At 73.0% G+C, this 25,406-nt stretch carries 21 protein-coding genes; 6 read left to right on the top strand and 15 right to left on the bottom strand.

The genetic code is table 11. The annotated features are described in order from the left end of the window. Positions 1-28: 28 nt before the first annotated feature. The 3 genes from IPH07_02110 to tsaE all read right to left on the bottom strand — a co-directional run bounded on the left by IPH07_02110 (position 29) and on the right by tsaE (position 2,215). Positions 29-1,036, bottom strand: coding sequence for a hypothetical protein (locus IPH07_02110; protein MBK6916172.1), 1,008 nt, complete (start codon positions 1,034-1,036; stop codon positions 29-31). Between the two features lie 137 nt (positions 1,037-1,173). Further along, positions 1,174-1,368 (bottom strand): hypothetical protein, encoded by a 195-nt coding sequence (locus IPH07_02105; GenBank protein MBK6916171.1) that lies wholly within the window; start codon positions 1,366-1,368, stop codon positions 1,174-1,176. Between the two features lie 301 nt (positions 1,369-1,669). Then, entirely contained in the window at positions 1,670-2,215 is a 546-nt protein-coding gene (gene tsaE / locus IPH07_02100) for a tRNA (adenosine(37)-N6)-threonylcarbamoyltransferase complex ATPase subunit type 1 TsaE (GenBank protein ID MBK6916170.1), read from the bottom strand. Positions 2,216-2,362: 147 nt separating this feature from the next. On the opposite strand from tsaE, the gene IPH07_02095 reads away from it, so the two are divergent. The 4 genes from IPH07_02095 to IPH07_02080 all read left to right on the top strand — a co-directional run bounded on the left by IPH07_02095 (position 2,363) and on the right by IPH07_02080 (position 9,068). Next, the gene (locus tag IPH07_02095; protein ID MBK6916169.1) at positions 2,363-4,486 is read left to right on the top strand and encodes a M1 family metallopeptidase; all 2,124 of its coding nucleotides are present in this window, start codon (positions 2,363-2,365) and stop codon (positions 4,484-4,486) included. Then, positions 4,483-5,262, top strand: coding sequence for a hypothetical protein (locus IPH07_02090; GenBank protein MBK6916168.1), 780 nt, complete (start codon positions 4,483-4,485; stop codon positions 5,260-5,262). Before IPH07_02095 ends, IPH07_02090 begins: the two co-directional genes overlap by 4 nt. Before the next feature lie 120 nt (positions 5,263-5,382). Next, positions 5,383-6,975, top strand: coding sequence for a serine/threonine protein kinase (locus IPH07_02085; GenBank protein ID MBK6916167.1), 1,593 nt, complete (start codon positions 5,383-5,385; stop codon positions 6,973-6,975). Further along, a complete protein-coding gene (locus tag IPH07_02080) occupies positions 6,951-9,068 on the top strand; it encodes a hypothetical protein (protein MBK6916166.1) in 2,118 nt (705 codons plus the stop codon). The genes IPH07_02085 and IPH07_02080 overlap by 25 nt, the downstream gene beginning before the upstream one ends. 79 nt (positions 9,069-9,147) lie before the next feature. Here the strand turns inward: IPH07_02080 and IPH07_02075 are convergent, their stop codons facing one another. The 8 genes from IPH07_02075 to IPH07_02040 form a co-directional block, all read right to left on the bottom strand. Continuing rightward, positions 9,148-10,107: a hypothetical protein gene (locus tag IPH07_02075; protein MBK6916165.1), complete on the bottom strand. Its 960-nt coding sequence runs from the start codon at positions 10,105-10,107 to the stop codon at positions 9,148-9,150. Between the two features lie 88 nt (positions 10,108-10,195). Next, positions 10,196-10,837 (bottom strand): RNA polymerase sigma factor, encoded by a 642-nt coding sequence (locus IPH07_02070; GenBank protein MBK6916164.1) that lies wholly within the window; start codon positions 10,835-10,837, stop codon positions 10,196-10,198. A gap of 18 nt (positions 10,838-10,855) precedes the next feature. After that, entirely contained in the window at positions 10,856-11,791 is a 936-nt protein-coding gene (locus IPH07_02065; protein MBK6916163.1) for a sugar kinase, read from the bottom strand. 14 nt (positions 11,792-11,805) lie between these two features. Further along, positions 11,806-12,717 (bottom strand): S-methyl-5'-thioadenosine phosphorylase, encoded by a 912-nt coding sequence (gene mtnP / locus IPH07_02060; GenBank protein ID MBK6916162.1) that lies wholly within the window; start codon positions 12,715-12,717, stop codon positions 11,806-11,808. Between the two features lie 51 nt (positions 12,718-12,768). Continuing rightward, positions 12,769-14,406, bottom strand: coding sequence for a CAP domain-containing protein (locus tag IPH07_02055; GenBank protein MBK6916161.1), 1,638 nt, complete (start codon positions 14,404-14,406; stop codon positions 12,769-12,771). Then, a complete protein-coding gene (locus IPH07_02050) occupies positions 14,403-15,587 on the bottom strand; it encodes a carbohydrate-binding family 9-like protein (GenBank protein MBK6916160.1) in 1,185 nt (394 codons plus the stop codon). Before IPH07_02050 ends, IPH07_02055 begins: the two co-directional genes overlap by 4 nt. Positions 15,588-15,618: 31 nt before the next feature. Beyond that, the gene (locus IPH07_02045) at positions 15,619-16,269 is read right to left on the bottom strand and encodes a hypothetical protein (GenBank protein MBK6916159.1); all 651 of its coding nucleotides are present in this window, start codon (positions 16,267-16,269) and stop codon (positions 15,619-15,621) included. A gap of 10 nt (positions 16,270-16,279) precedes the next feature. Continuing rightward, positions 16,280-18,049 (bottom strand): serine/threonine protein kinase, encoded by a 1,770-nt coding sequence (locus IPH07_02040; protein ID MBK6916158.1) that lies wholly within the window; start codon positions 18,047-18,049, stop codon positions 16,280-16,282. A gap of 61 nt (positions 18,050-18,110) precedes the next feature. On the opposite strand from IPH07_02040, the gene IPH07_02035 reads away from it, so the two are divergent. Together IPH07_02035 and IPH07_02030 are read left to right on the top strand one after the other, a co-directional pair. Next, a complete protein-coding gene (locus IPH07_02035; protein MBK6916157.1) occupies positions 18,111-18,866 on the top strand; it encodes a hypothetical protein in 756 nt (251 codons plus the stop codon). Between the two features lie 57 nt (positions 18,867-18,923). After that, positions 18,924-20,387, top strand: coding sequence for a YihY family inner membrane protein (locus IPH07_02030; GenBank protein MBK6916156.1), 1,464 nt, complete (start codon positions 18,924-18,926; stop codon positions 20,385-20,387). A 12-nt stretch (positions 20,388-20,399) separates the two neighbouring features. On the opposite strand, the gene IPH07_02025 is transcribed toward IPH07_02030, so the two are convergent. From IPH07_02025 to IPH07_02010, 4 genes are all read right to left on the bottom strand, one after another. Beyond that, positions 20,400-22,511, bottom strand: a complete 2,112-nt coding sequence (locus IPH07_02025; GenBank protein MBK6916155.1) for a caspase family protein — start codon at positions 22,509-22,511, stop codon at positions 20,400-20,402. Then, entirely contained in the window at positions 22,508-23,389 is an 882-nt protein-coding gene (locus IPH07_02020; protein ID MBK6916154.1) for a hypothetical protein, read from the bottom strand. Before IPH07_02020 ends, IPH07_02025 begins: the two co-directional genes overlap by 4 nt. Beyond that, positions 23,386-24,114, bottom strand: a complete 729-nt coding sequence (locus IPH07_02015) for a sigma-70 family RNA polymerase sigma factor (GenBank protein ID MBK6916153.1) — start codon at positions 24,112-24,114, stop codon at positions 23,386-23,388. Before IPH07_02015 ends, IPH07_02020 begins: the two co-directional genes overlap by 4 nt. A 64-nt stretch (positions 24,115-24,178) precedes the next feature. Further along, a complete protein-coding gene (locus IPH07_02010) occupies positions 24,179-25,267 on the bottom strand; it encodes a hypothetical protein (GenBank protein MBK6916152.1) in 1,089 nt (362 codons plus the stop codon). Between the last annotated feature and the right edge of the window lie 139 nt (positions 25,268-25,406).

The following is a 25,406-nucleotide window of genomic DNA, read 5'->3' as shown; positions in this document are numbered from 1 at the left end:
GCCTCGCCTCCGCCGGGTGAGCCCCGCTTCAGTCCCCGAGGTACCGCCCCGGCGTCCACACGCGATCGAGCGGCCGTGCCTGCGCGCGCGCCCAGCCCTCGTCGACGCCGGGCATCTGCGGCATCGCGGCGGCCTGCGACTTGTCGACCAGCTCGTCCAGCAGCTGCTGGCCATCGTCGGGATCGATCACCGCGCGGCGCACGAGGTCGGCCAGCTGCGCGGTGAGCTTGGCCGGCTCGACGCCGCGGTGGGTCATCTCCGAGGCGACGCGGCCGATGCCCGCGCGGGCGATGCAGCCCAGGCGCCACAACACCAGCGCCATCTGGAACGCGCCGGTGCACGGCACGACCCCGGGCGCGAAGTCGAGGAAGGCCTCGGGCGCATCGTGACGCTCGAGGCGGATGAGCGCGCGCGAGACCCCGCGGCCGCGCTGCAGGTACCGCACCGACGACGCGATCGCCTTCGCGTCGACCGGCAGCACGCCGTTCAAGGCCAGGATCCGCGCGGCGTCGTCGTCACGGATGCGACCCGCGGTCATGTCGGCGTAGAGGCAGTAGGTCAGCGGATCGTGCTCGAGGTCGTCGCCCAGCAGGTACTCCTCGGCGCCCCGCGGCAGCTCGGCGCGGTGGGCCAGCAGCGCGGTGAGCTTGAAGCCGATCTGCTCCTTGAGCCGATGCAGGCGCATGCGAAACGCGACCGCGCCCCAGTCCTTGAAGGTCGTGCCGTCGAAGCCGATGCCGTCGAGCGCCATCTTGCGCTCGATCACCGGCCGCAGCTGTCGCGGGCTCGCCGAGACGAAGTACAGCGGCGTGTCGCGGCCCGACGCATCGGGCCCGTTGCGGATCTCGCGGAACAGCCGCGCCATGCCCTCGATGTCTTGCTTGTCCTCGGCGCGCTCGAACGGGATGCGAGCCATGCCCTGGAAGCTCGAGAACCGCGTCATCAGGTAGGTGCGATCGATGTCGGCGACGAACACCGGGCCGACGAAGTCGGGGTCGAGCGTGCGGTAGCTGGCGCGGTGGATCGGGAACGACAAGGCAGACCTTCGGGCTCGATCGTTGCGACCTCGCGGGGCCAATGCAAACGCCGCCCGAAGCTCCCTTCACAGGGCGACTTGGGCGGCGTCTGGCCGAGAGTTCCGCCGACCGCAACGAGGTCGGCGGCGCTCGCCGATCACAGATCGTGCGGGCGAACGGTGCTGCGGTTGTTGTCCTTGCAGCGCTTGATCGCGTCTGCGAGCAGGTCGTGGACCTTGTCCGAGACGGCCTGGACCAGTTCTCCGTCGCTACGGAGGCCAGCTTCCTTGATGACCTCCTTGACCTTCGAACCGACGACAACGATTTCCTTGGGCTTCGACGACTTCGCCATGATGGTGATCCTCGCTTGTAGTGCGTGTTTCGAGTGCGTTCGCTGGAAGTTTCGGCATCGCTTTGCCCGCAAACGCGGCCAAGCTGCGAGACCAACAGTGCTTCGCACTCTAATCCCGCTCCCGCGGGCTTGCAAAGGGGGTTTCGGAGGTAGCCCCCCTGCAATCGTGCATAATTCGCCCGAATTCCGCGGGTCGCTTCGGAGATCTGCCCCGCGGGGCCGGGATTCGCAGAAATTGACGGAATCCGGCGGACGACCTGGGCCGGATCGGGCCCACGCGGGCCGCCGACCGGGACCGGCGTCACGGTGGCGGTTCGGCCGTGCACGCGGCCCAAGCGGCCGCGAGGGGGCGCTCCCACGCCGTCACGCCAGCGGCCTCGAGCGCACGCAGGTGCGGCGCGGCCCCCCGCGCGAGCGTCAGCGACAGCGCGCCGACCGGTGGCACCGGCAACAGCTGCGCCCACTCGATCGCCAGCACGCACGCGCCTGCGGCCGCGCGGGCGAACAGCTCGTCGAGGCCGAGTGCCTCGAACGCAGCGCTGCCCTCGTCGTCGCCACCGAGCTCGCCGAGCCGGCACAGATCCACGTGCACCAGCGGCAGCGGCCCGTCGTGCTCGCGGCACAGGTTGAAGGTCGGGCTGCACACGCGATCGGGTCGCGTCACGCCCAGGCCGATCGACAGCGCGCGCGTGAACGTGGTCTTGCCGGCGCCCATCGGGCCCGACAACAGCAGCAGCGCGCCGGCCTCGGCGACCCCCGGGCCGTGGCGCAGCTGCTGACCGAGCGCGCGCGCGAACGTGGCGAGGGTCGACTCGTCGATCGCGCGCAGCTGCAGCGGCCACGTCATGCGTGCCGTCGCGTGGGAGTCGCTCGCCTCGGTCACCGGCGCACCGCAGTCTAGCAGGCCACCGGTGCGACGCCGCGACGCGATCGCACCCGCATGCACCCTCGCCTTGCCGAAGGCATGCGGGCAGTGGTAGCGCTGTGACCGGCGTTGTCCCTGCGCACTCCCAGCTCCGCGCCCCCGCTCGCGTTCGCTCGCCGCAGCCGTCGTCTGCAGGCCGCGCTCGCGCTCGTGATGGCGTCGGCCTGTGGTCCCACCGTGCCGGCTGCGCCCGCGCCGACCCCGGAGCCGAGCTCGCCGCTGCGCGAGCCCGCCATGCTCGGTGTGGTGCCGGCCGACGCGCGCGTGCAGCAGTGGTCGATCCGCGCCACCCTCGACGAGCAGGCCCATCGCATCGACGGCCACGCGACGCTGCGGTGGCGCAACACCAGCCGCGTCGCCGTCGACCGCATGCCGCTGCACCTCTATATGAACGCGTTCCGGGCCCCGGACACCACCTGGATGGTGCAGGGCCGCGGACGCCACCGCGGCAACGCGCCCCACGAGCCCGGCGGCTGGGGCTACGTCGACGTCCGCAGCGTCAGCCGCATCGACGCCGCCCGCGAGCGCGCCGCGATTCCCCTGGTGATGACCGAGCAGGCCGAGCCGACCCTCGGCGAGCTGCGCTTCGATCGCCCGCTCGCGCCCGGTGACACCATCGAGCTCGAGCTCGACTTCGTGACCCAGCTGCCGCAGGTGTTCGCGCGCACCGGCTACCGCGGCGACTTCCACATGGTCGGGCAGTGGTTCCCCAAGCCCGGCGTGCTGCAGCCCGATGGCAGCTGGCGCGCGCACCCGTTCACCTACCACAGCGAGTTCTACAGCGACTTCGGCGACTACGACGTGGTGCTCGACGTGCCGTCGCGCTTCGTGGTCGGCGCGACCGGCATCCAGGTCGAGCAGCACGACGACGGCGTGCGGCAGCAGCTGCGCTACCGCGCCGAGCTGGTGCACGACTTCGCGTGGACCGCCGATCCCGACTACTTGGTCTACACCGCCCAGCACGACGGCATCCGCATCCGGCAGCTGCTGCACCCCGAGCACGCGTTCTCGGTCGCCGCCCACGAGGACGCGCAGCGGGCCGCGCTCGACAGCATGCAGCGGCGCTTCGGGCCCTACCCGTGGAGCACGATCACCATCGTGCATCCGCCCGACGGCGCCGAGGGGGCTGCGGGCATGGAGTACCCGACGCTGTTCACGACCAGCGCGGTGCAGCCGATCGCGTGGCCGGTGCGGGCGCTGGGCCTGGAGGAGCGCGTCAGCGGCGTGTTCACCACCGTGCACGAGTTCGGCCACCAGTACTTCCAGGGCCTGCTGGCCTCCGACGAGTACAGCCAGCCGTGGCTCGACGAGGGCATGAACACCACCAGCAACGCGCTCGTGCTCGAGGATCGCGATGGGGTCGACGGCTGGGTGGTGCGGGTCGGCCCGCTGTCGCTCTTCGCCGACGACTTCGTGCGCCTGGCCCAGCACGACGTCGACACCCTGCAGAGCATCGATCAGGACGCCGACGCGTTCTCGCCGGTCATCGGGGGCTACGGCGGCACCGTCTACCGCCGCACCGCCGCGCTCATGCTGACGCTGCGCAACGTGGTCGGCCACGAGGCCTTCGATCGCGCGCTGCACGACTATGCGATCGCGCAGCGCTTCGCCCACCCCACCGGCGCCGATCTCGAGCGTGCGTTGGTCGACGGCATCGGCGCCCACGTGGTGCTCGGCACCGCCGACCCCGACGATCCCGCGACCGCGCAGGTCCGCTTCGATGTCGCGGCCTACCTCGCCACCGGCCTGCGCGACACCGCCGAGGTCGACTACCGCGTGCACGCGATCGTCAACCGCAAGGCGGTCGCCGCCGGCGGCTGGCACCGCAACGACGAGGGCGTGCTGGTCGGCGGCGAGCCGCCCGACACCGAGGGTGCGGCCGACGAGGCGGTGGTGGTGATCCACCGCCGCGGCGACTTCGTGGTGCCGGTCGAGCTGGCGATCACGCTCGACGACGACACCGTCGTGCGGCGCATCTGGTCGGGTGCGAAGCGCACGCTGACGCTCGAGTTCGCCGGCCACCACGTGCAGTCGGTACGCATCGACCCCGAGGGCAAGCTGCTGCTCGAGGCCCACCGCCTCGACAACGCCCGCGTCGCCCCCGGCGCCGGGGTCGACGACGGGCTGTCGGGGCCGCTGGGCGCCGCCGCCGAGGCGGCCGCGTTGCTGGTGCTGGTGGGGGTCGGACCATGAACGCGGTGCGCCAGGTGATCCGCGCGTGGCCCGTGGTGCTCGCGATCTGGCTGGTCGAGATCGCGATCGCGGCGACCGCCGCCTTCGCGCTGCGCACCCACGTGGCGGCGGCGCTCGACGACTTCGTGCTGCCCGATCACCACGTCCTGTACGCGGCCGCGGAGCTGGGCTCGTGGCACCCGCAGCTGCTGGTCGGCGCGCTGGTGGGCATGATGCTCTCGGGTCTGCTCGGCCTGGTGGTGTGGAGTCTGGTCGCACCGGCGGTGCTGCTGCGCCTGCACGGCGGCCCGCAGCGCGCCCGCGAGCTCGGTGCGCGGTGGCTGACGGTGCTGCCGGGCGCGCTCGCGACCACGGCCTGGCACGGCGGCCTGCGGGTGTTGATCGTGCTGGTGGTCGGCAGCACGCTCGGTGGTGTCGGCGGCCCTGCGCTACCGATCGCGCTGCTGGTCGTGTGGGCACTGGCGACCTGCGCCCTCGATCTCTCGCGGGTCGGCGTGGTCGTGCACGACGCCCGCGGCGTGCACCCCGGCACCGCCTTGCTCGGCTACCTCCAAGCCTTCAAGCAGCCGCGCGTGCTCGCGGCCTCGTTGCTGCTACAGCTGCTGGCATGGGGCGCGGCCGGACTCGGAGTGTGGGCCCTCGTCCAAGGCGGCGGCAACGCGATCGGCGCGACCCGGGCGTGCGCACTGCTGGCGGTGGCACTGGGCCTGGTGCGGCACGCCGTGAGCCTCACCGCGGGCCCGCTGCCGGTGCGCCCGGCCGACGCGCCCACGTGACGGCGGCGGCTGCGAGCCCGCGGCGCCAGGGCACAGGCGCCGGCCTGCGCATGCCGGCGCAGGGTCGCCACTGCGACCCGCGGCGGCGCCGACCCGCCCCGGTCGTGTAAATTCGCCGGCGTGACCGAGCCCGCCGAGCTGCCGCAGCCGCGCGCGGACGATCCCATCCGCCTCGCGACGCCGCGCTTCGACGACGTCGAGGCCAAGCGGGCCCGTGCCGCGGTGGCCTCGCGGATCTTCGGCGGGCCCAAGCAGCCGGTCCACGTCGGTCGCTATCAGGTGCAGGGCCGCATCGGCAAGGGCGGCATGGGCGTGGTCTACCGCGCCCACGATCCCGAGCTCGATCGCGACGTCGCGGTCAAGCTGATGAACCCCGAGTCGGTCGGCGACACCGAGACCGCGACCGCACGCGCGCGCCTGGTCCGCGAGGCGCGGGCGATGGCGCGGCTGGCCCACCCCAACGTCATCCACGTCTACGACGTCGGCGCGGTCGAGGACGGGGTCTTCATCGCGATGGAGCTGGTCGACGGTGAGTCGCTCGCAACCCGCATCGCCGGTGGCGAGCTCGACTGGCACGACATCCTGCGCATGTACATCGCCGCGGGGCGCGGGCTCGCAGCGGCCCACGGCGCCGGCATCGTGCACCGCGACTTCAAGCCGGAGAACGTGCTGGTCGGCAGCGACGGACGCGTCCGGGTCGGTGACTTCGGCCTCGCCGGCGCGCCCACGCCGCTCGAGGGCGGCTCGGGAGAGGAGCTGCCGCCCGACGCGAGCGCGCTGGCCGACACGCCGGTGGCGGCCAGCCTCACGCGCACCGGCGCCCTGCTCGGCACGCCGAAGTACATGGCGCCCGAGCTCGAGCGCGGCGAGCTGGCGAGCGCACGCAGCGATCAGTTCAGCTTCTGCGTCGCGCTCTACGAGGCCTTGTACGGCCGGCCGCCGTTCGACGGCACCACCGTCGCCCGCTACCGCCGCGAGGTCCGGGCCGGCCGCGTGGTCGCGCCGCCGTTCGACACCAAGGTCAAGCCGTGGGTCCACGCCGAGATCATCCGCGGCCTCGCGGCCGATCCGGCGCAACGCCACCCCGGCCTCGGCGTGCTGCTCGATCGCCTCGGCGACGCGTTGGTCGATCCCGCGGTCGCGCGTTCGTGGTGGCGGCGCACGGTGGTGCTGGGCCCGCTGCTGGCCGCGGCGGTCGGCGTCGGCGTGCTGGTCGGCTCGCGCAGTGGCGAGCTCGAGCCGGCGACGCTCGACACCGGCGACGCGATTGCCAGCGCCGACCCCGAGCCGCTGCAGTCGCGGGAGCCGGCCGACGACGATCGCCCGGTGATCCCCGACGCCGCACCGCCGTCGCGCGTGCCCACCGCGGGCGTCCGCGGGCCTTCGGTGCCGGCCGGGGCCACCGAGCGCGGCGGGCCGCAGGCCCCCGAGCCGGCCGCCAAGGCCCCGCCGCGCGGCGCCAGTCGTGACGGCGGCCTCACCCACGAACGCGGCCGCAAGCACTGCTACTTCCACGAGGACGAGAAGACCCGCGTCGGCACGTCGGCCAAGCGCGAGACCATGATCCTCGGCGACCAGGATCAGTGTTATCGCTGTCGGCGGACCAAGGACGCGTGGATGATCGACACGCTCGAGCCCAAGACCGATTGCGGTCAGTTCTACCTCTGTCAGAAAGAGGACGACGAGGCGTGCACGCCCGCCGCACCCGAGTAGTCGCGCGGCGGCTCGCGTCGTGGTGTTGGGCGGCGTGCGTGTGCGCGGGCCTGCTGGCGTGGTGGGGACTCGACCCGGCCGTCGCGCGCGCGGGTGAGCGACGCGGCGTCGTCACGCTCGATCTGCGCCCGCAGTCGGGTGCCACGCCGACGCATCTGTGCGTGGTCGCCGAGGCCAGGAGCGAGCGCGCCCGCGATCGGCTGTGGGACCTGCTCGAGTCGCAGCCCGAGCGCGTCAGCGCGGCCGGGGGCGTGGGCGGCACGCAGTGGCGGGTGCTGCCGGCGGCGTGGGACGGCGAGGCCGGCTCGGCGGACTCGCAGCGCTGCAGCGATGATCCGATCGGCGACTGCCGACCGCGCGTCGACCTGCCCGCGAGCCTCACCCACGCCAACGACTTCTACGCCGCGTGCACCTACGACAGCCTCGCCGACGGCGGCGCGACCGAGGATCCGCGGCCGCTGTTCGTGCTGCTCGAACACCTCGAGGGCTCGCCGCCCCGCATCGAGTCGATCCGGCTGACCGGTGGCATCGCGGCGATCGGTGTCGACGCCGATCTCGACCGCGTGGTGGTGACGGCGCGCAGCCTCGGCGGCTCGTATCTCCCCCACAAACGCAGCGAGCGCGGCGTGCGAGAGGACCCCGCCGAGGGCACCGGCCACGGCGCGCGGCAGGTGCTGGTGGTGCTGCCGTTGGTGCCACGGTGTCAGATCGTCGAGCTCACGCTGCCGCGCACCACCATCGGCCCCGAGGACCGTGAGCGACTGGCGGTGCGGGTGCACGGGGTCGCGTTCGACGTCGATCGCTGCGTCGGCCCGCTGGTCGACACCGAGGTGCTGCAGGTGCGGCTGCCCCAGGCGCCGCTCGGCCTCGGCACCATCGACGTCGAGCTGCAGGCCCGCGGCGCCCGACTGGGCGCGCGCTTCGGCGGTCGCTACGACGGCCCGTGGCCCGAGAAGATCCCCTTCGCGCTGCGCTTCAAGCAGGTCAGCTTCAGCTGGCGTCGGCCGGCCTGCATCTACCCGATGGACAAGTGTCCGGCGGCCACACTCGCCAACGGCATCGAGTGCAGCGGCAAGCCCACCAAGACCGGCTGCGACTACCGCTGCCCGGGCACCTTCGATCGCCAGGCGATCGATCTCGAGCTGCCGATCGAGGTCACCTTCGAGAAGACCGGCCCGGTGCAGCGCTGGAAGGACACGCTGGCCCACACCGGTCAGACGCTGTCGTCCTACGTCGGCGCCGACGAGATCCACCTCGACGCCGACGTCAGCCGCTGGAAGACCGACGTACCCGACAACCAGATCTCGCGGGTCGAGCTGTTCGGCGAGGACGGCACCGCCAAGCAGTACGGCGTCACCCACGTGCCCAACCTGCAGCTCAAGGTGCCGGGCGCCTCGTGCGAGCCGGTGCGGTTCCGGCCGGTCGGCGATCGCAACTACGACGAGGGCATCGCGACCGTCTCGGGCGGCAAGATCGAGTTCGGACCGTCGGAGCGGATGGCGCGGCGCATCGGCTTCAACGTCATGCTCGCGGTCGGTGGCGGCCCGGCATGGTCGACCTACAACGATGGCGTGAGCCAGCCGCCGCTGTACTTCAGCGGCCTGGGCATGTTCGCGATCGAGATTCGCCCGCGCAAGCCCAAGCTCTCGCGGCTCGCGGTCGAGCTGCGCTTCGGCGGCACGCTCGGGCGCTACGCGGTGGTGAAGCGCGACGACACCACGACCACGGATCCATCGACGACGGCCACCAGCCAGGGCCGCGACACCGGCTGGGCGCGGCTGCTGTTCGAGCCCGCGCTGGTGTTCTCGGCCCACCAGCGCATCGGCATCGGCGTGGGCCTGGGGCTCGGCGTGTCGCTGCCGTTCCGCTCCCAGCAGGACCTCATCAGCGACCGCCTGCGGTTCATCGCGTCGCCCAACGTCGACCTGCGCTTCCGCGTGCGCCGGTGGCTCAAGCTCGTGCTGCAGCTGCGCGGCGTCGTGCACGAGCAGCCGTTCCAGCAGGGCGACGGGACGCCGACCGAGACGTTCGACCCCAAGCGCGACACCGCGGGCTCGTTCATGACGCTGTTCGGCGTCCAAGCCTCGTTCTGACGCGCTGCCCCGCGCTTGGGGCCGTGCGCGACGCTACGCGTGCCCGTCGCGTGCCTGCGGCCCGGGGTTGCCGCGTCGCTCAGCAGTCGCCATCGTAGGCGACGTTGACCCCGTTCGCCGCCGCCTCGCACTCGTTCGAGTACGTCTGCATGTCGCAGCCACAGACCGGGGCATAGATCGCGCCGCAGATCATCGGCATGTCGGTGCACACGCCATCCTCGGCGCCGCACATGCCGGCCCCGACCATGCAGTACTGTCCGGGCCCGCAGTCACAGGTCGCAACGACCGCGCAGTCCCCCGCGTAGGCGACGTCGACGCCCTCGAGTGCGGCGTAGCACTCGTTGCTGTACGTCGCGCCATCGCAGCCGCAGACCGGGTCGTAGACGTCGTCGCACGCGTCGGGCAGCGCGACGCAGTCGCCGGCCTCGCCGCCGCCGCACTGGTCGTCGGGCCAGTCGCAGTACTCGCCGTCCTGGCAATCGCAGGCCGGCATCTCGCAGGGCCCCGCGAACGCCACGTCGACGCCGGCGGCCGCCGCCTCGCAATCGTTGCCGTAGGTGTTGTTGTCGCAGCCGCAGACCGGGTCGACCACGTCGGGGCAGGCGTTGGGGAGCGGCAGGCACACGCCGTCCTGCCCCGCGCCGCACTGGTCGTCGGGCCAGTCGCAGTACTCGCCGGCATTGCATGCACAGCCGGCCCCGGAGGTCTCGCCCCCCGAGCTGCTCGAGCCCTCGACGCCGCCCGAGCTGCTCGAGCCCTCGGCGCCGGTGGAGCCGCTCGAGCCACCGCTCGACTCCCCGCTGGAACCACCGCCGCTCGAGCCACCGCTCGAGCCACCACCCGAGCTGCCGTCGCTCGAGCCCGCGCTGCTCGAGCCCTCGGTGGTGCTCGCCGAGGTGCTGCCCGCCGAGCTGTCGGCGGAGCTGCCGCCCGAGCTGCTCGCGCCGGTATCACCGCTGGTGGTGTCGTCGCCGCATGCCGGCAGGCACAGGGTGGAGGTGAGCAGGCCCGTCAGTGTCCAACGCGAAGCAATGGTCATGGCGCTGGTGCATGGCCCGAGCGCGCGAACGGCTTCGCGCAAAAGCGACGACGGGGTCCGAGGCGCACTGCCCGGCCCGATCGACGGCTCACGCCTTGGGTGGCGTCTGCGGCCGCAGGTGCTGCTGCAGCTCGCGCGCCCAGCGATCGAAGTTGTCCATCGTGCTCTTGAGCAGCGCGTCGGACTCGGACAGCTGCACGATGATCTCGTCGAGCCGCACACGCGCGCGCTGCAGACGGCTCTTGACGGTGCCGATCGGTGTCTCGAGCACGTCGGCGATCTCGGCCACGCCGAGCTCCTCCCAGTAGAACAGCTCGAGCGCGACCTGCATCTCGATCGGCAGCCGTCGCAGCGCCTGCAGCAGCAGGTGCTGCTCCTGCCGCACCAACACCGCGCGCGAGGGCGACACCAGCCCGAGGTCGGCGACCGAGGTGGTGCCGTCTTCGACCGGCTCGCGCGCGCGATCGCGATCGCGCAGGTACGAGTACAGCCGCTTGCGCGCGATCATGAAGACGTAGGTGCGGAAGCTGGCGTCGCCACGGAAGCGATCGCGCCCCTGCACCAGCCCCATGAAGGTCTGCTGCACGAGGTCCTCGGCGGCGTCGTCGACCTTGTTGCGGAAGAAGCGATAGACCGCGTCGAAGTAGCGCTCGAACAGCTCGCGCCCGGCGGGCTCGTCGCCGCCGCGCCAGGCCTCGAGCAGGCTGAAGTCGTCACGCACCTGCGCCATGGCCACCGCCGCCCGCCATCATCGCAGCTCTGCGCGGCGGAAGTCGGTCAGCTGCGCGAAGGTGTCGAAACGGGCCCGAATCGCCTCGGCGTCCAGCGAGCCGATGCCATCGTACGAGAAGCCCTGCACCGCGAAGCTGGCGAGCACCGAGCCGTAGATCATCGCGGTGCGCAGCTGGGCGCCGTGGGGCTCGTCGCTGCGCGCCAGCCAGCCCATGAAGCCGCCGGCGAAGGCATCGCCGGCGCCGGTCGGATCGATGACCTCGTCGAGCGGCAGCGCCGGCGCCGAGAACACGTCGTCGCCGTGGAACAGCAGCGCGCCGTACTCGCCGCGCTTCACGATCACGCTGTGCGGGCCCATGCGCTGCACCGCCTTGGCGGCCTTGACGAGGTTGTGCTCGCCCGAGAGCTGCTTGGCCTCCTCCTCGTTGATGAGCAGCGCGTCGACCTTGCCCAGCACCTTCAGCAGCGCCGGCTTCGCGATGTCGATCCACAGGTTCATGGTGTCGAGCCCGACGACCCTCGGCCTCTCGACCTGCGCGAGCACTTCGAGCTGCAGGTCGGGCTGGATGTTCGCCAAGAACACGTACTCGCTGTCGCGGAACGACGCCGGCAGCTTGGGCTCGAACGACGCGAACACGTTGAGCTGCGTGTCGAGGGTGTCGCGGCTGTTCATGTTCTCGTGGTAGCGGCCCTTCCAGCGGAAGGTCAGGCCGTCGCCGACGATCTCGAGCCCATCGGTGTCGACGCCGTGGGCCTCGAGGTCGGCAATGGCGGCGGCCGGGAAGTCGTGGCCGACCACGCCGACCAGCCGCACCGGCGCCAGGTACGACGCCGCCATCGAGAAGAACGTCGCGGAGCCGCCGACCGCCTCGGGTCGCTCGGCGCGGGGAGTGATGATCCAGTCGATGGCGACGCTACCGACCACCAGCAGGCGGGGACGTGGAGTGGACATGTTCGTGCTTTCCTCTACAGGTAGTGGCCGATGATGAGATCGAGGCGCGCGCGGGCCTCGTCGGTGATCTGCGCGCGGTCGGTCATCATCGCGAACCGACAGGCCTCGGGGTACGGCAGCTGCTCGCTGCTCGCGGGCAGGCGCCGCGCCAGCTCGAGGATGCTGCGCTGCGCCAGTGCGACGTTGGCCGCGACGGTGGCCATCACGGCCTCGACGCTGACCTCGGCCTCGGCCTCGTGCCAGCAGTCGTAGTCGGTCGCCAGCGCCAGCACGGCGTAGCCCAGCTCGGCCTCGCGCGCGAGCTTGGCCTCGGGCAGCGCGGTCATGCCGATGATCGACGCGCCCCAGCTGCGGTGCAGGTGCGACTCGGCCTTGGTCGAGAACGCCGGGCCCTCCATCACGACCAACGTGCCACCGTCGTGGACGGTCGCGCCGGCCGCGACCGCGGCGTCGCGCGCGAGCTGGCGCAGCGGCGCCCACGTCGGCTCGCCGAACTGCACGTGGGCGACCACGCCGCCGCCGAAGAAGCTCGCAGCGCGCTCGCGCGTGCGATCGATGAACTGATCGGGGAACACGACGTGGCCGGGGACGATCTCCTCGCGCAGCGAGCCGACCGCCGACACGCTCAGCAGGTGCGTGACGCCGAGCTGCTTGAAGCCGTGGATGTTGCTGCGGTAGTCGACCTCGGTCGGCAGCAGGCGGTGGCCGATGCCGTGTCGCGGCAGGAACACCACCGGCTGCGCCGAGCCGTCGGCGCGCGGCAGCTCCGCGACGGTGTACGGCGCGCTCGGTCGCCCGAACGGCGTGCTCAGCTCGACCGTGCGGCCGTTGGCCAGCGCGTCCATGCGGTACAAGCCCGAGCCGCCGACGACACCGAGCACGACGCGCTCGCGCGCGGCCTTGGAAGCGGGATGGGGGGTCGCCATCGTGGAAGCGGCGCGAGCATACGCGGATCGGCCTGGTGCTGGCGACCCCCGTCAGGGCACCACCAGCACCACCATCACGAAGCGACCGTCGCGGTCCTTGGCGATGCCGATGCCGGCGTGCAGCGAGGGCGCGCGCCACAGCTCGACCCCGGCGAGCGCGTCGTACTCCGAGCTCACGACCGCGTGGGCATCGACGCTCGCGTGGCCGTGCGCGAACACGTCCCGCTCCCAGGCGTTGCCGGGCTCGCGGCCGGCCGCGCGGAGCTTGGCCAGCCGCGCCGCGACATCGTCGAGCGCGTCGTCCCACTGCGCGGCCGCCAGGCCCTGCGCGCGCCGGCGCTCGGCCACGCGCCGCTGCAGCGTCGGCACCCACGCCGACGAGGCCGGCGCGCCCGCGCCCGGCGGTCGCAGGAAGTTCTGCGTCAGGAACACCGGCCGCGGCGCATTCGCGGCCTCGCTCTCGGGCGGGCCGATCACCACGCCGATGCCCACCGCGGTCACGTCGGCGGCGAGCAGGTTCGCGCGATGGCCGGGCGAGCGCATGAGGCTGTCGTGGATGCCCGCGGGCCCGTAGCCACGCGCGACGTTCTCGCGCACCAGCCCGGCCTCGATGCCGGCCCGCTCGAAGCGGGCCCCGACGTCGCCCGTGCGTGGGGAGACGTGGCCGACGAAGTCGTGCTGCTGCATGTCGAGGCTGTGGGCGCGCGCGACCGCGGCCGCGCGCTCGTCCCAGGTCAGCGCCGCCAACCCACGCGCGCGTCGGGTCTCGTTGAGGAAGTGCAGGTTCGCGATCGCGACGTCGGTCGCGGTGACGTCGGGCGACAGGCGCTCGACCTCCGCGACGATCTCGGCCGGTGGCTCGACGCCGCAGAACAACGGGAAGTTGGCCACGACCTCGATGCCGTGCTCGCCGTCGGCGAGGATCTCGAGCTGGTAGACCCCGTCGCCGGCATCGCAGCGCAGCGTGGTTGCGATGTCACCCTCGCCGCCCCCGCGCGCCAGCCCCAGCGCTCGTGCCTGACCGCTCGGCAGCGTCACGTCGATCGCCGGCCGCACGCGTCCGCCCTGCAGGCGGCCGCGGACCTCGATCGCACCACCACTGCCGATCCGCGCCACCATCGGCGACAGCACCACCGCGCGCTCGACCACGCCGACGATCATGCGGGTCGCACCGCGATCGGTGCGCGCGACCCCGACACCCGCATGGGCCCCGCGATCGGTCGCATCCCGGACTCCCCGCACGAGATCGTCGATGGCCTCGTCGCACGCCTTCGACGGTGCGCGCCAGCAGCCACCGGGGTCCTCGCTGAACTCCACCACCACCAGACGCGGCGCGGGGTCGATCACGCCGGCCCACGCGAGCAGCCCGTCGGTCAGCGCCGAGGGCATGTTGGTGTGGCCGGGGGCGAGCCGGGCCAGCTCGCGCATCGCCTGCGACAGCGCCGGATCGGTCGGCAGCCCCGCGCCGCGCAGCCGCGCCGCGATCGCCTCCTCGGTTGCCGACAGACGATGGCTGCTGCTGGCGCCGTAGTGGCTCGCCCACGCCGACGACGGCCGCAGCTCGAGGTGCACGCGCTCGATCCCCGCCAGCGCGCGCCGCAGCTGCGCGCCGTCCTCGGGGCTACGGGTGGCCGGACACGCCGACACCACCAGCAACGCCGCCGCCAGCGATGCGACGCCACGCATCACGGTGCCAGCTCCACGATCGCGCTGTGCTCGGGCGCGTGGAAGTCGGTGACCCGCGTCGGCGCCAGTGACAGCGCGATGGGGTTGGCGCGGCGCGGACGATCGAGTCGGAACACGTTGGCGCGCATGCGATCGCCCGCCTGCGGCGGGCAGTGGCTCGCGGTGTGTTCGCAGATCTCCGCGAACGGCACCGCGAACTCGGCGGTCAGACCGCGATCGCGATCGTCGCGTCGATCGACGGTGCCGTCGATCTGCACCGCCGCCTGCCAGCGTCCGTTCCAGGCCTCGTCGCCCTTGCGGTACTGCGCGAAGCGGGCGTCGAACTGGACCCCGCGCGGCGACACCTGCAGCTCGAGGTAGCGGCGACGCGAGGCGTCGCCGAACAGGAACAGCTCGATCGCCTCCTGCTTCCACAGCGGCTCGTCGCGCGTGGTGTAGTCGGACCACACGTCGTCGTCTTGGGCCCGCACCGCCACGTAGAGCGCGGTGTCGTCCCACGCGAGCGCAGCCGCGGTCGTGGGCCCCGCGGGCTCGCCCTCGAGGCTGTCGCCGAGCGGATACCAGCGGGCGCCGGACCACACCGGCTCGTCGAGCACGCCGTCGATCTGCAGCGCGGCGACGCTGCGCTGCGCCACCACCACGGGCGGACGATCGACCACGTGCACCAGCCCCGCGAGCCCGAGCCCGTCGCGCGTGCGCGGGCCCGCGACCACCGGCACCATGTCGCCGTCGCTGGGCCGGGCGACCGTGAGGATCGCGGTGCGGGGCTGCCAGGGCGACGGCACCGTGAGCGTGGCTTCGACATCGCCGCCGGCCGGGCGCACCTCGGCGAACACGCTGCGCTCGTCGGGCGTGCGCGCGGCCAGCTCGGCATCGACGCCGCTGCCGAGCACGAGCTCGCGACCGCCGACCTGCGGTGGCCACAGGCCCACGACCAGCGCGCCGACGCCCTCGCTCGCCGCCAGCGTCACGGTGACCGCCGCGCCGGGCTCGACCGGGTCGGGCGCGATCGCCAGCACGCGCACGCGGGCGCCGTCGTCGAACGCGAGCGTCGCGATCGCATCGTCGCGATCGCCCTGGGCCTCGCGCTGCGCGGTGCCGCATGCCAGCACGCCCACGAGCGGCGCGAGCCCACGCGCGTGCGCGAGGGCGGTGGCGGCCGGCGAGATCGCACGCGATGCCATGGCGGTGATCGGAGCGCGCTCCTCGGGGCCGCTAGAAGCGCAGCACCGCGCCGGCGGGACCACCCGCGGTGCCCCGCGGACGTGCGGTCGAGCGGTCGAGCGCATCGGGCTTGTCGTCGCGCGCCGCCTTGATCGCGATGCCGGTGATGGCCGCGGCCGACGCTGCGATCGCGCCGAGCGTGACCCAGAAGTACCACTTGCGAACGATGCGATCGTCGCGGCGCACCGGCGGCGGCCCGTCGGGTCGGGCCTTGGGCGGATGCGCGGCCGGCCGCGCAGCGGTGCGCCACCTGGCATCGAGGCGCTCGCGCTGGGTGGACGCGCCCTCGTCGGCCACCGCACCGCGGGCGTGCTCGATGACGCGATCGCGATCGCGACGGGCGGCTGCGCGGCCGGCCTCGTCGGTCTTGGGCAGCGCGGCCTCGAGCGCCTCGTAGGCGGTGCGTGCGGTGGCATCGTCGCCGGCCTGCTCGGCGAGCTCGGCCTGCGCGCGCAGGTTCTCCGGCGTCGGCGAAGCGGCGACGCGGGCCGCGGCCTGCTCGCGCGCCGCGGTGAGATCGTCGGCGCTGGCCTCCGCCCCGGCGACGGGCTCGAGCACCGCGTGCGCACGCGCGTGGGCGGGTGCGGCCGACGATGCGGTCACGCAGGCGAGGACGAGCGGGGCGAGCGAGCGCAGGATCATCGGCGGCACATCAGTCCTTGAGCGGAGGCGGGCGGGGCGTGGGGGTCGTGGGCGCGGTCGGACCCGCCGCCGGTGGGGGCGGTCGTCGGGGCTTGCGCGGGGGCTTGGGCCGCGACGCCGCGGCGGCGGCACGGCTCGCCTCCGCCGGCGCGGCGATCGGCTCGGCCTGCGGCGCGGCGATCGGCTCGGCCTGCGGCGCGGCGATGGGCTCGGCCTGCGGCGCGTCGATCGGCTCGTCGTCGCTGGGGCTCGCGGTCGTCGGCGTCTGCGGCAGCGCGGCAGCGGAGGACTGGACCGGGGCCGGCGCGGCCGCCGGTGGCGTGGTGGGCTCGGCGTGGTCGCGGGCGGCCGACGGCGCAGCGGCGGCCGGCGGCGGCGTCTCGCCGCCGTGTCGCTGCGTGCGGGCGATCATCCATCCGCTCACACTACCGACCGCGATCACCACCGCGGCGATCGCCAGCGGCCGCGACGCGCCCCTGCCAGACGACGGCAAGCCCTCGCGCATCGAGTTCGATCCCAGCGCGCGGGTCGGCAGCCGCGGGGCGAGCTCCGGCGCCGGCACGCGCGGAACCTGGCGCCCCTGCGTGACCACGTTGCGCCCGAGCTCGTCGTCGACCGGCGACACGACCGCGGGCGACACCGACGACACGTCGACCGCGGGCCCGGTCACGGTCTCGACGTCGTGCAGCGAGCGCGCAGCGTCCGGCACCGCGGTCGGACGCGCCGCGAGCTCGTCGATGTGCGAGGTCGGCTGGGCATCCCCCGAGGGCTCGTGCAGGCCGGTGCGCACCCGGGCCAGCGCGTCACCGTGTGCGGCGAGCTGAGCCTCGATTGCGGCCGCCACGGCGCCGGCGGTTGCGGGACGACCTTCGGGATCCTTGGCGAGCAAGGCCATCGCGAGCTGCGCGACGCCGTCGGGGATGTTGCGCGCCGGCGCGGCCTGGCGAGGATCGAGCGGCGGCGCCTTGATGTGCTTGGCGAGCACGCCCATGAACGTCGTGTCGACGAACGGCACCGAGCCGGTCAACAGCTCGTACAGGATCACGCCGAGGCTGTAGAGATCGGCGCGCGGATCGAGCGGCTTGCCGAGCGCTCGCTCGGGTGCGAGGTAGTACGGCGTACCGAGCACGGTGCCCGCCGCGGTCGCGATCGCGGTGTGGTCGCTGGCCGCGAGCTTGGCGATGCCGAAGTCGAGGATCTTCGGCTGCACGCGACCGTCGTTGCCGCGGTGCAGGAACAGGTTGGCGGGCTTGAGATCGCGATGCACCACGCCCGCGGCGTGGGCGGCATCGAGCCCATGGGCGATCTCGGCGAGGTAGGTGAGGCCGTCGCGGAGGTCGCCGGGGCCGCTCAGCCACTCCTCGAGCGAGCGGCCGCGCAGCAGCTCCATCACCATGTACGCGACCGGCTCGTTGGGCGACGCGAAGTCGATGACGCGCACGATCGATCGATGGCCGACGAGATTGGCGGCCTCGGCCTCCTGCCGGAAGCGTGCGAAGTACTCGGGCCCGCGCTTGTCGGCCCGCAGGATCTTGAGCGCGACGCGACTCGCGAGCGAGAGATGCTCGGCCTCGTAGACGCGGCCCATGCCGCCTTGGCCGAGCTCACGCACGACGCGGTAGCGACCACCGATCACCGCGCCGGCCGGCAGCGCCGCATCGCGGGGGCCGCCCTCGTCGATGCCGTGGCGAAACGGTCGCGTGGCACCCCCGGCGACCGATGACGCCGGCGACGCGCCCGGCGACCACTGGGCCGTGGCGGATGGAGCGGAGCCGCCCACGACCTCCACGCTACCATCTTTGGCCGCGGGGGTGCTATACGCGGTCCTCGGAAGAGACGCTTTGGTCGCCGCCACGGACAAGCTCGAAGCCCTGCTGCGCAAGCTCGAACGCTCCGGTGCCGACGCCGCGCGCCTCGACGCGCTGCGCTGCGCGCAGCAGTTCAAGCGCAGCTGGGTCGAGCTCGCGGGCAAGCTCGTCGCGGTGCGCCGCGACCGTGCCTATGAAGCCTGGGAGTACGACGACTTCTATCGCTACTGCGCCGATGAGCTCCAGCTCAAGCGCGCGACGGTCGACAAGCTGACGATCTCGTTCTCGACCTTGGAGCGGGTGGCGCCACAGGTGCTCGCGTGGGACGGCGTCGCGAAGACCATCCCCAGCTACGAGGCCGTCGACTATCTCTCGAAGGCCATGCGACTGCCCCCCGACCCCAAGCTCGACGACGCCGAGAAGCCGCGGCCGCGCCGCGACCTCGGCCCCGAGCCGCCGCGCGAGCTGATCAAGGAGCTGCGCCAGGCGGTGTTCGACGAGGGCCAGACCGTGGCCGAGCTGCGCAAGCGCTTCGATCCGGTGCTGTGGCCCAAGCCCAAGGGCGCCGAGAAGCTCGAGATCCTCACGCGCGCCAGCGGCCTGGCGCGCAAGCTCGCCGAGGCGCTGCCGGAAATCGACGGCCTCAGCGACAAGCGCGTGGCCGGGCTCGAGCAGGCCCTGGGCGCCCTGCGCCAGGAGCTCGAGGCGCTGGCGGAGCCGCTGCGCGAGAAGCTCGAGCGCGGCAAGAAGCGCGCGGCTGCCCAGGCCACGCGCGCCGAGTCGAACTAGGCCATCGCGGCCGTCGGCGCCGCGGTGGTCGTCGAGCTGCGAAACGACGCGACGACGGTGGACGAGCAACGGCCAGAGCACGACGACGCGCCGAGCCCACCCGCGCAGGCCGGCGAGACCGCGGCGTCCACACCTCCATCGGGGCGCAACGCGCTCGCCGACGCGGCGGCGCACTACGCCGGCACCAAGCTCGACGCGACAGCGCCGGAGGCCTCGCTGTCATCGGCCGCGATGTCGCGCCTGCGCGGCGTGCGGGCGCGCGTGGTGCCCGACGAGCCCGAGTACCGCCCGAGCGCGCGACGCCGGGTGTGGCTCATGACGATGTACGTGCTGCGACGCTGGGCGATCGAGGACCGCGCGGCCGGCATGTCGGGCCTGCTCACGATGCACACGCTGCTGTCGACCGTGCCGATCATCGGCGTCGCGCTGCTGGTGGTGGCGTGGATGGACGACAGCGCCGGTGCGAGCCTGCTCGAGAGCCTGTTCCGCGCGCTGGTGCCGGAGAACGAGCGCGCCGCGGAGCTCGCCGCCGGCGCGCTCGCGCTCGCGCAGAACGTCACGCTGTCGCGGCTCGGCGCGTGGGGTTTCCTCGCCACGCTGGTGATCGCGTTCGTGTTGTTCTCCACGCTCGAGCGCACCTTCAACCGCATCTGGCGGGTCGCGCGGCGGCGCAGCGTGCTCGTGCAGTTCACGATGTTCTACACGTTGGCCACGCTGGGCCCGCTGCTCATGCTGTTCAGCCTCGCGACGCCGCTGCTGTCGGGCGTGACGGTGGTGCTGGCCTCACCGGTGCTGCTGTCGTTTGCCGGCCTCGTGCTGCTCAACCGCTTCCTGCCCTACACGCGGGTGCGTTGGCGCGCGGCGCTCATCGGCGGCTCGATCTCCGCGGCGCTGCTCGAGCTGGCCAAGATCGGCTTCGGTTTCTACGCGACCCGCTTCGCGCTGCGCACCTACGAGGGCATGTACGGCTCGCTCGCGATGCTACCGATCGTGATCGTGTGGGCATACCTGTCGTGGATGGTCGTGCTGCTGGGCGCCGAGATCACCTACGCCGTGCACAGCGAGCGCGCCATCGCGCTGCAGGGCTTCATCAACCGCTACGTGCTCGCGCGCAGCTCGTACCTGCGCCCGACCGGACGCACCGCCGCGCGCATCATGCTCGCGATCTGCGACCACTTCGCCAGTCGCCGTGTCGGCATCTCGATCGAGGCGCTGGGTGAGCGCTTCCGGCTCGGGCTCGACCACGTCGGCGACGTGGTCGACGCGCTCGAGCGCGCGGGCTGGGTCATCGAGACCACCGAGCCGTTGCAGCTGGTGATCCCCGGCTGTCCGCTCGATCAGATCCGCGTGCTCGACGTGCTCGTGCTGTTCGACAAGGACCAGACCATCGGCGCGCGCGAGGACGAGCTGGGCGCGCTGCTGCAGCGTCTCGATCGCGAGCGCGGCAACATCATCGCCGACACGACCTTCGCCGAGCTGGTGGCGCGGCCGCGCGCGCCCGCCAGCGACGCCTCGACCTGACGCCGCCTGCGGTCAGCGACGCCGTCCCCGCTGGTGCGCCCGGCTCGGCTTCGTCTTCTGCAGCGGGAAGCCGGCTGCAATGCCGGTGATGATGGTGAAGCCCTCGTTGGAGAAATCCGGCACGCCCTTCAGGCGCCGCCGCGCGCTCCACAGCTGCTGCACCTCGGCCGTGATCGCCACGTAGTTGGTGATGCGCAGCTCGAGGCCCGCGTGCAGCTCGAAGCCGATGCGCGCGCTGACATCCCGCAGGCGGTTGGACGCGCGGCGGGCATAGTCGACCCGCAGGATGTCGACCCCGGCGCCCATGCCCATGAACGGCCGCAGGGGGAAGTTGTGGAACGGGTAGAAGCTGCCGCCGACGAACAGCGGGATCGTCACGTACGACAGCGAGGTCGCCGTGCCGGCGCGCGTGTCGGTGCTGACGAAGTCGGCCGCTCCGGCGGTATAGCCCGAGCGGAAGTAGCCGACCCAACGCGGGTAGCGATCGTGGGCACGCAGCGAGGTGAAGTTCCACCGCAGATCCATGCCGCGGAAGGCCGCGGCACGCCGCGGTCCACCGAAGCCGTTGGCGGTGACGCGCTTGAGCCCGTCGGTGTGGATCGCCGCACCCTGGGCGAACGGCGTCACGATGGTGCCGAGCGAGATGCTGCCCCACGGCTCGCGCTCGTCGTCCTCGTCGCCGGACTTCGCCGCCTCGGGCGGACGCGCGGCCGTCGCGACCACCGGCGGCGCCGATGTCCCCGGCGACGCGGCCGGCGGCTGGGCGGGCGCCAGCGCGGTCGCCCACACCGGCGGCACGTCGCTCTCGCGCACCGGCAACAAGCCCGTGCGATCGACGAAGCCGGCGTAGTACCCGGGGCCGAACGGGGTCGCGAACAGGCCCGCGCGCAGCGACTCGTCGATCGCACCGCGCCCCTGACGGGTCGGCGCGCCGAACTCGAGCATCGACGCCAGGATGATGCCGGACTGCGAGGCCGCGATGCGGCCCTCCTCGTGGACGGTCCCGTCGTCGCCGGGCCGCTCGCGCGCGACGAAGATGTCACCTTCGGGCAGCCGCAGGTAGCCGGGGCGTTCACCGCTGCGTCGCACGTCGGCGATGCGGATGCCGTGGTCGTCTTCGAGGGTCCAGAGATCGGCGCCGTCGCCCGTGAGCAGCAACATGCGGCTGCCCATGAGGTCGCGGTGCACCAGCATTGCGTGACGCTCGTCGTCGGCGGGCGGCCGCACCACCACCTGTAGGCGCGCGCGCGGATCATCGACCGAGCTGTTGGCCGCCGACACGAACGCGCCGAGCTCGCTGTACTCGATGTGACCGTCACCGTTCAGATCGGCGCCGCCGCGCAGGCCCGAGACCAGCTCGTGGGTGAAGATACCGCCGTGGTAGCGCTCCCACTCGTGGGTCTGCTGATCGACCGAGTGGGCCAGGATCACGCCGGTGTTGGGGAACGCGCCCAAGTGGTGGGTATCGAGGTAGCGCTTGACCGCCTCGCCGTAGCTACCGTCCGCCTGGTCGCCCCGCCAGCGACCACGCCCGCGCGAGAGCACGAACTGCTCGCTGCGACAGGCGTCGATCAGCACGTGGTTGAATTGCGCCGGCGAGGTGGCGAGCAGCGTGCCGAACAGATCGGCGCGGGTGAGCTTGCCGTCGTCGAGCGTGAGATAGCCCTGACCGTCGGGCCCGACGTCGCCGTGGCCGCTGTAGAAGAACAGCAGCTCGACCGGATGCCCGTCGGCCTTGGCCGCGGACATGCGATCGCGCAGGCCTTGCCACTGCGCGTGGAGGTTCGCGCGGGTCGGCGCGGCGGTGGTGCCGGCGAGTTCGGGGTTGCGCGCCTGTGACTCGTGATCGAGCCGCACCAGCAGCGTCACGTCGACCTCGGCCTGACGCAGCGCGTCGGCCAGCTTGGCGGCGTCGTCGTCGGCGTAGCGCAGCTGGCTCTGCCGGCGATCGAGGGCGTGGTTGCTGCCGACCACCAGCGCGAAGCGCCGCACCGCAGCGGGCTCGACCGGCGGCACCGCGGCCGCGGCCGTGGTCGGCTCGCCGGCCGCGTGTGCAGCCACCGGCGCCAGCATGGGGCACGCCAGCGCCGCCGAGATCAGCCACCGGGTCAGCTTGCGATTCATCGGGGTTCTCCGTCGATCACGAGTTCGGACGTCGCGAACGCGCAGCGCCAGGCATCGCAGCCGCGCAGCAACGTCGCGTCGGGCGGCAGACGCTCGGACCACGGCCGATCTTCTCCGGTCGCAGACGAGCGCGCGAGCGCGGCGGCGGCCTCGTCGATCGCTGCGAGGCTCGGCGCGCTCGGGAGCAGCGCTGCGTACACGCGCACGACGCCGGCGTGGTGGTTCACCGATAGCGTGACCGCGCGCGTCAGCGGCTGCCACGCGTCGCGCGGCCACGACACCACCTCGGCGGGCTCGTCGGGCGTGGGCAGGTAGTACTGCACATCGCCGCGATCATCGACGCCGAACACCACCAGCACCTCGCCGCCGCGGTGCGTGCCGGCGACGCGGATCGCGAACGCCAAGGTGCCGCCGAGCGGGCAGTGGCCCCCGCGATCGTCGACCGAGGGCGGCACGCGACGGTGATCGTCGCACAGCAGCTGCAGACCCAAGGGGCGCGTGTCTGCCCCACCCTTCACGCCGAAGCCGTCGGCGGGCTGCGGCGGCGCCGGCGGTCGCAGCAGCCACACCGCCGCAGCGGCGGCCATCGTGGCGGCCAACGCCAGCGGCCACGCGCGCTGCCGGGGCGCCGCCGCCGGGCCGAGTACGCCGTCGGCGGTCAGCCACTGCTCGACCAGATCGATCTCGGCCTGTGCGACCTCGGCGTGCTCGAGCACGCGCATCGCGAGCATGCTGCGATCGAACGCCCGCCGCAGGCCCGGCTCGTCGCGCAGGCGACCAAACAACCGCTGCACATCGCGTGCGCCGAGCTCACCCAGTGCGGCGCGCTCGATCGCCGGCCGTCGCCAGCGTCGCCAACGCCCGGCGATCCACCTCATCGCAGTGCCTCCGCGAGCAGCCCCGCCAGCGTCACCGGCAGCGCGCCCAGCAGCTCGAAGGGCTGACCGCCGTCCTTGCTGCGCAGCCACACCAACAGCGCCTCGCGCAGCCGAGCCTCGCGCGCGCGCACCTGCTGTCGCCCCAGGCCCAGCGCGTCGGCGGCATCGCGCTGCGAGAGGCCGTCGACGAAGCGCGCCTGCAGCAGCGCTCGATCGTCGGCACCGACCTGCGCGAGGAACTCGCGCACGACCGCCTGCAGCTCGCGCTCGAGCGCGCTCTGCTCGGGGCTCGGCGCGTCCGACTCGAGCACCACCCCGAGGCCTTCGTCGTGGCCCGCGTCGTCCTGCACTGGGAACATCTCGCGGTGCTTTCGAAAGCTGCGCAGCACCACGTTGCGCGCGATGGTCCGCAGGTAGGGCCCGTACGGCCGGATGCCGTCGAAGCCCTGGCGCGCGGCGGGCTCGAACGCCCGCACGAAGGTCTCGTGCAGCGCGTCGTGGAGCTCGAAGGCCTGCTGCAGCCCGACGAAGCGATGCGAGCGGCCCGCGGCCGTGAAGCCGAAGCCGTGACGCAGCAGGCCAGTGATGTCGCGGACGTGCATGCGATAGACCTCGCGCAGGGCCTGGGGTTCGCCGGCGCGAAAGCCCGCCAACAACGCGTGGCTCCACCCGCAGGGGGCTTCGGTCCGCGTGCTGTCGTGCGGCGGCTGCACCGGCGTCATCATGCTCGCAAAGCGGGCGAGCGAGGGGCCGCGCGGAACATCGCGGGGCGTGGCGGCGCGCGATGGATCATTGCGGGCCCACCTCGGGCGCAGGCGCGAGCGCGGTCGGGGCCGGCGCGATCGCAGCGGGTGCGGCCGCGGGCGCCTCGGCGGCGGGCATGGGGCTCGCGGGTGCCGGGGCCGCCGCGGCCGTCGGTGCGGGCGCGATCGCGGGTGCGGGCGCAGTCGTCGGTACAGGCGCAGCCGTCGGTACAGGCGCAGTCGTCGTTGCGGGCGCAGCCGTCGGCGCAGGCGCGGACGGGGTCTGCCGCGTCACCGTCGTCGTGCGGCGCACGTGCGCGTGGCCGCGACCGTGCCGCGAGCGGCTGGGGATGCTGATCGCCACGCCGGCCATCACCGTGAGCCCGGTGTTCGAGACGTCGGGCACGCCGCTCAGGCGCCGCCGCGCACTCCACAGCTGCTGGACCTCGGCGGTCAGTGCCACCACGTTGGAGATGCGCGCCTCGAGGCCCGCGTGCAGCTCGAAGCCGATGCGTGCACTCGCGTCGACCAACGCGCGCGACTGGTGCCGGGTGTAGCGCAGTCGCATCACGTCGAAGCCCGCGCCCGCGCCGACGTAGGGTCGCACGGGAAAGTGGCGGAACGCGTAGAGACTGCCGCCGAAGAACAGCGGCACCGCGACATACGCCAGCGAGCGCGCCTCGCCGCGTCCGAAGCCCTCGGCGTGGGCGGGGTCGAAGTCGGCGCGCCCGGCCCCGTAGCCGGTGCGGAAGTAGCCGACCCAGGTCGGATAGTCCCACGCATCCTTCGTGCGATAGAACTGCAGGCGCACGTCGAAGCCCCGCAGCGCGCTGCACTGCCGCGCACCGATCGGATCGAGGCACGCGCGCATGGCGTTGCCCTCGACCTTCGAGCCGGGACGGAACCGGCCGCTCGGCGACACGGGCGTCGCGACGGCGCCCGCGAGCAAGCCGAACCATGTCTGCGAGCGCCCGTGGTGGTGCGCGTCGTCGTCGTCGTCGTCGTCGTCGTCGCCTACCACGACGGTCTGCTGCGTGGTCGTGGTGGTCACGGTACCCGGCGCGGCCACCACCGCCGGGGGCGGCGCGGCGAACAGCGAGACGAGCGCGGGCAAGCGAAGCAGGAGGGCGATCATGGTGGGGTCCTTCGCGGCCGCAAGGGCGCGGCGGAGGTCCCTATGCGCGAGCGTCCGGCTTGGGTTGCCGCCACGCAGGATTGCTCGGATCTCCACGGAATCACGGGGCTTCGTGACGGGTCGCGGCCCCCGCCGTACC

The sequence above is a fragment of the Deltaproteobacteria bacterium genome (assembly GCA_016709225.1).
Classification (GTDB): domain Bacteria; phylum Myxococcota_A; class Polyangia; order Nannocystales; family Nannocystaceae; genus Xiheibacterium; species Xiheibacterium phototrophicum.
Note: the sequence above shows the minus strand (reverse complement) of the source record. Positions and strands in the feature narration are given on the sequence as shown.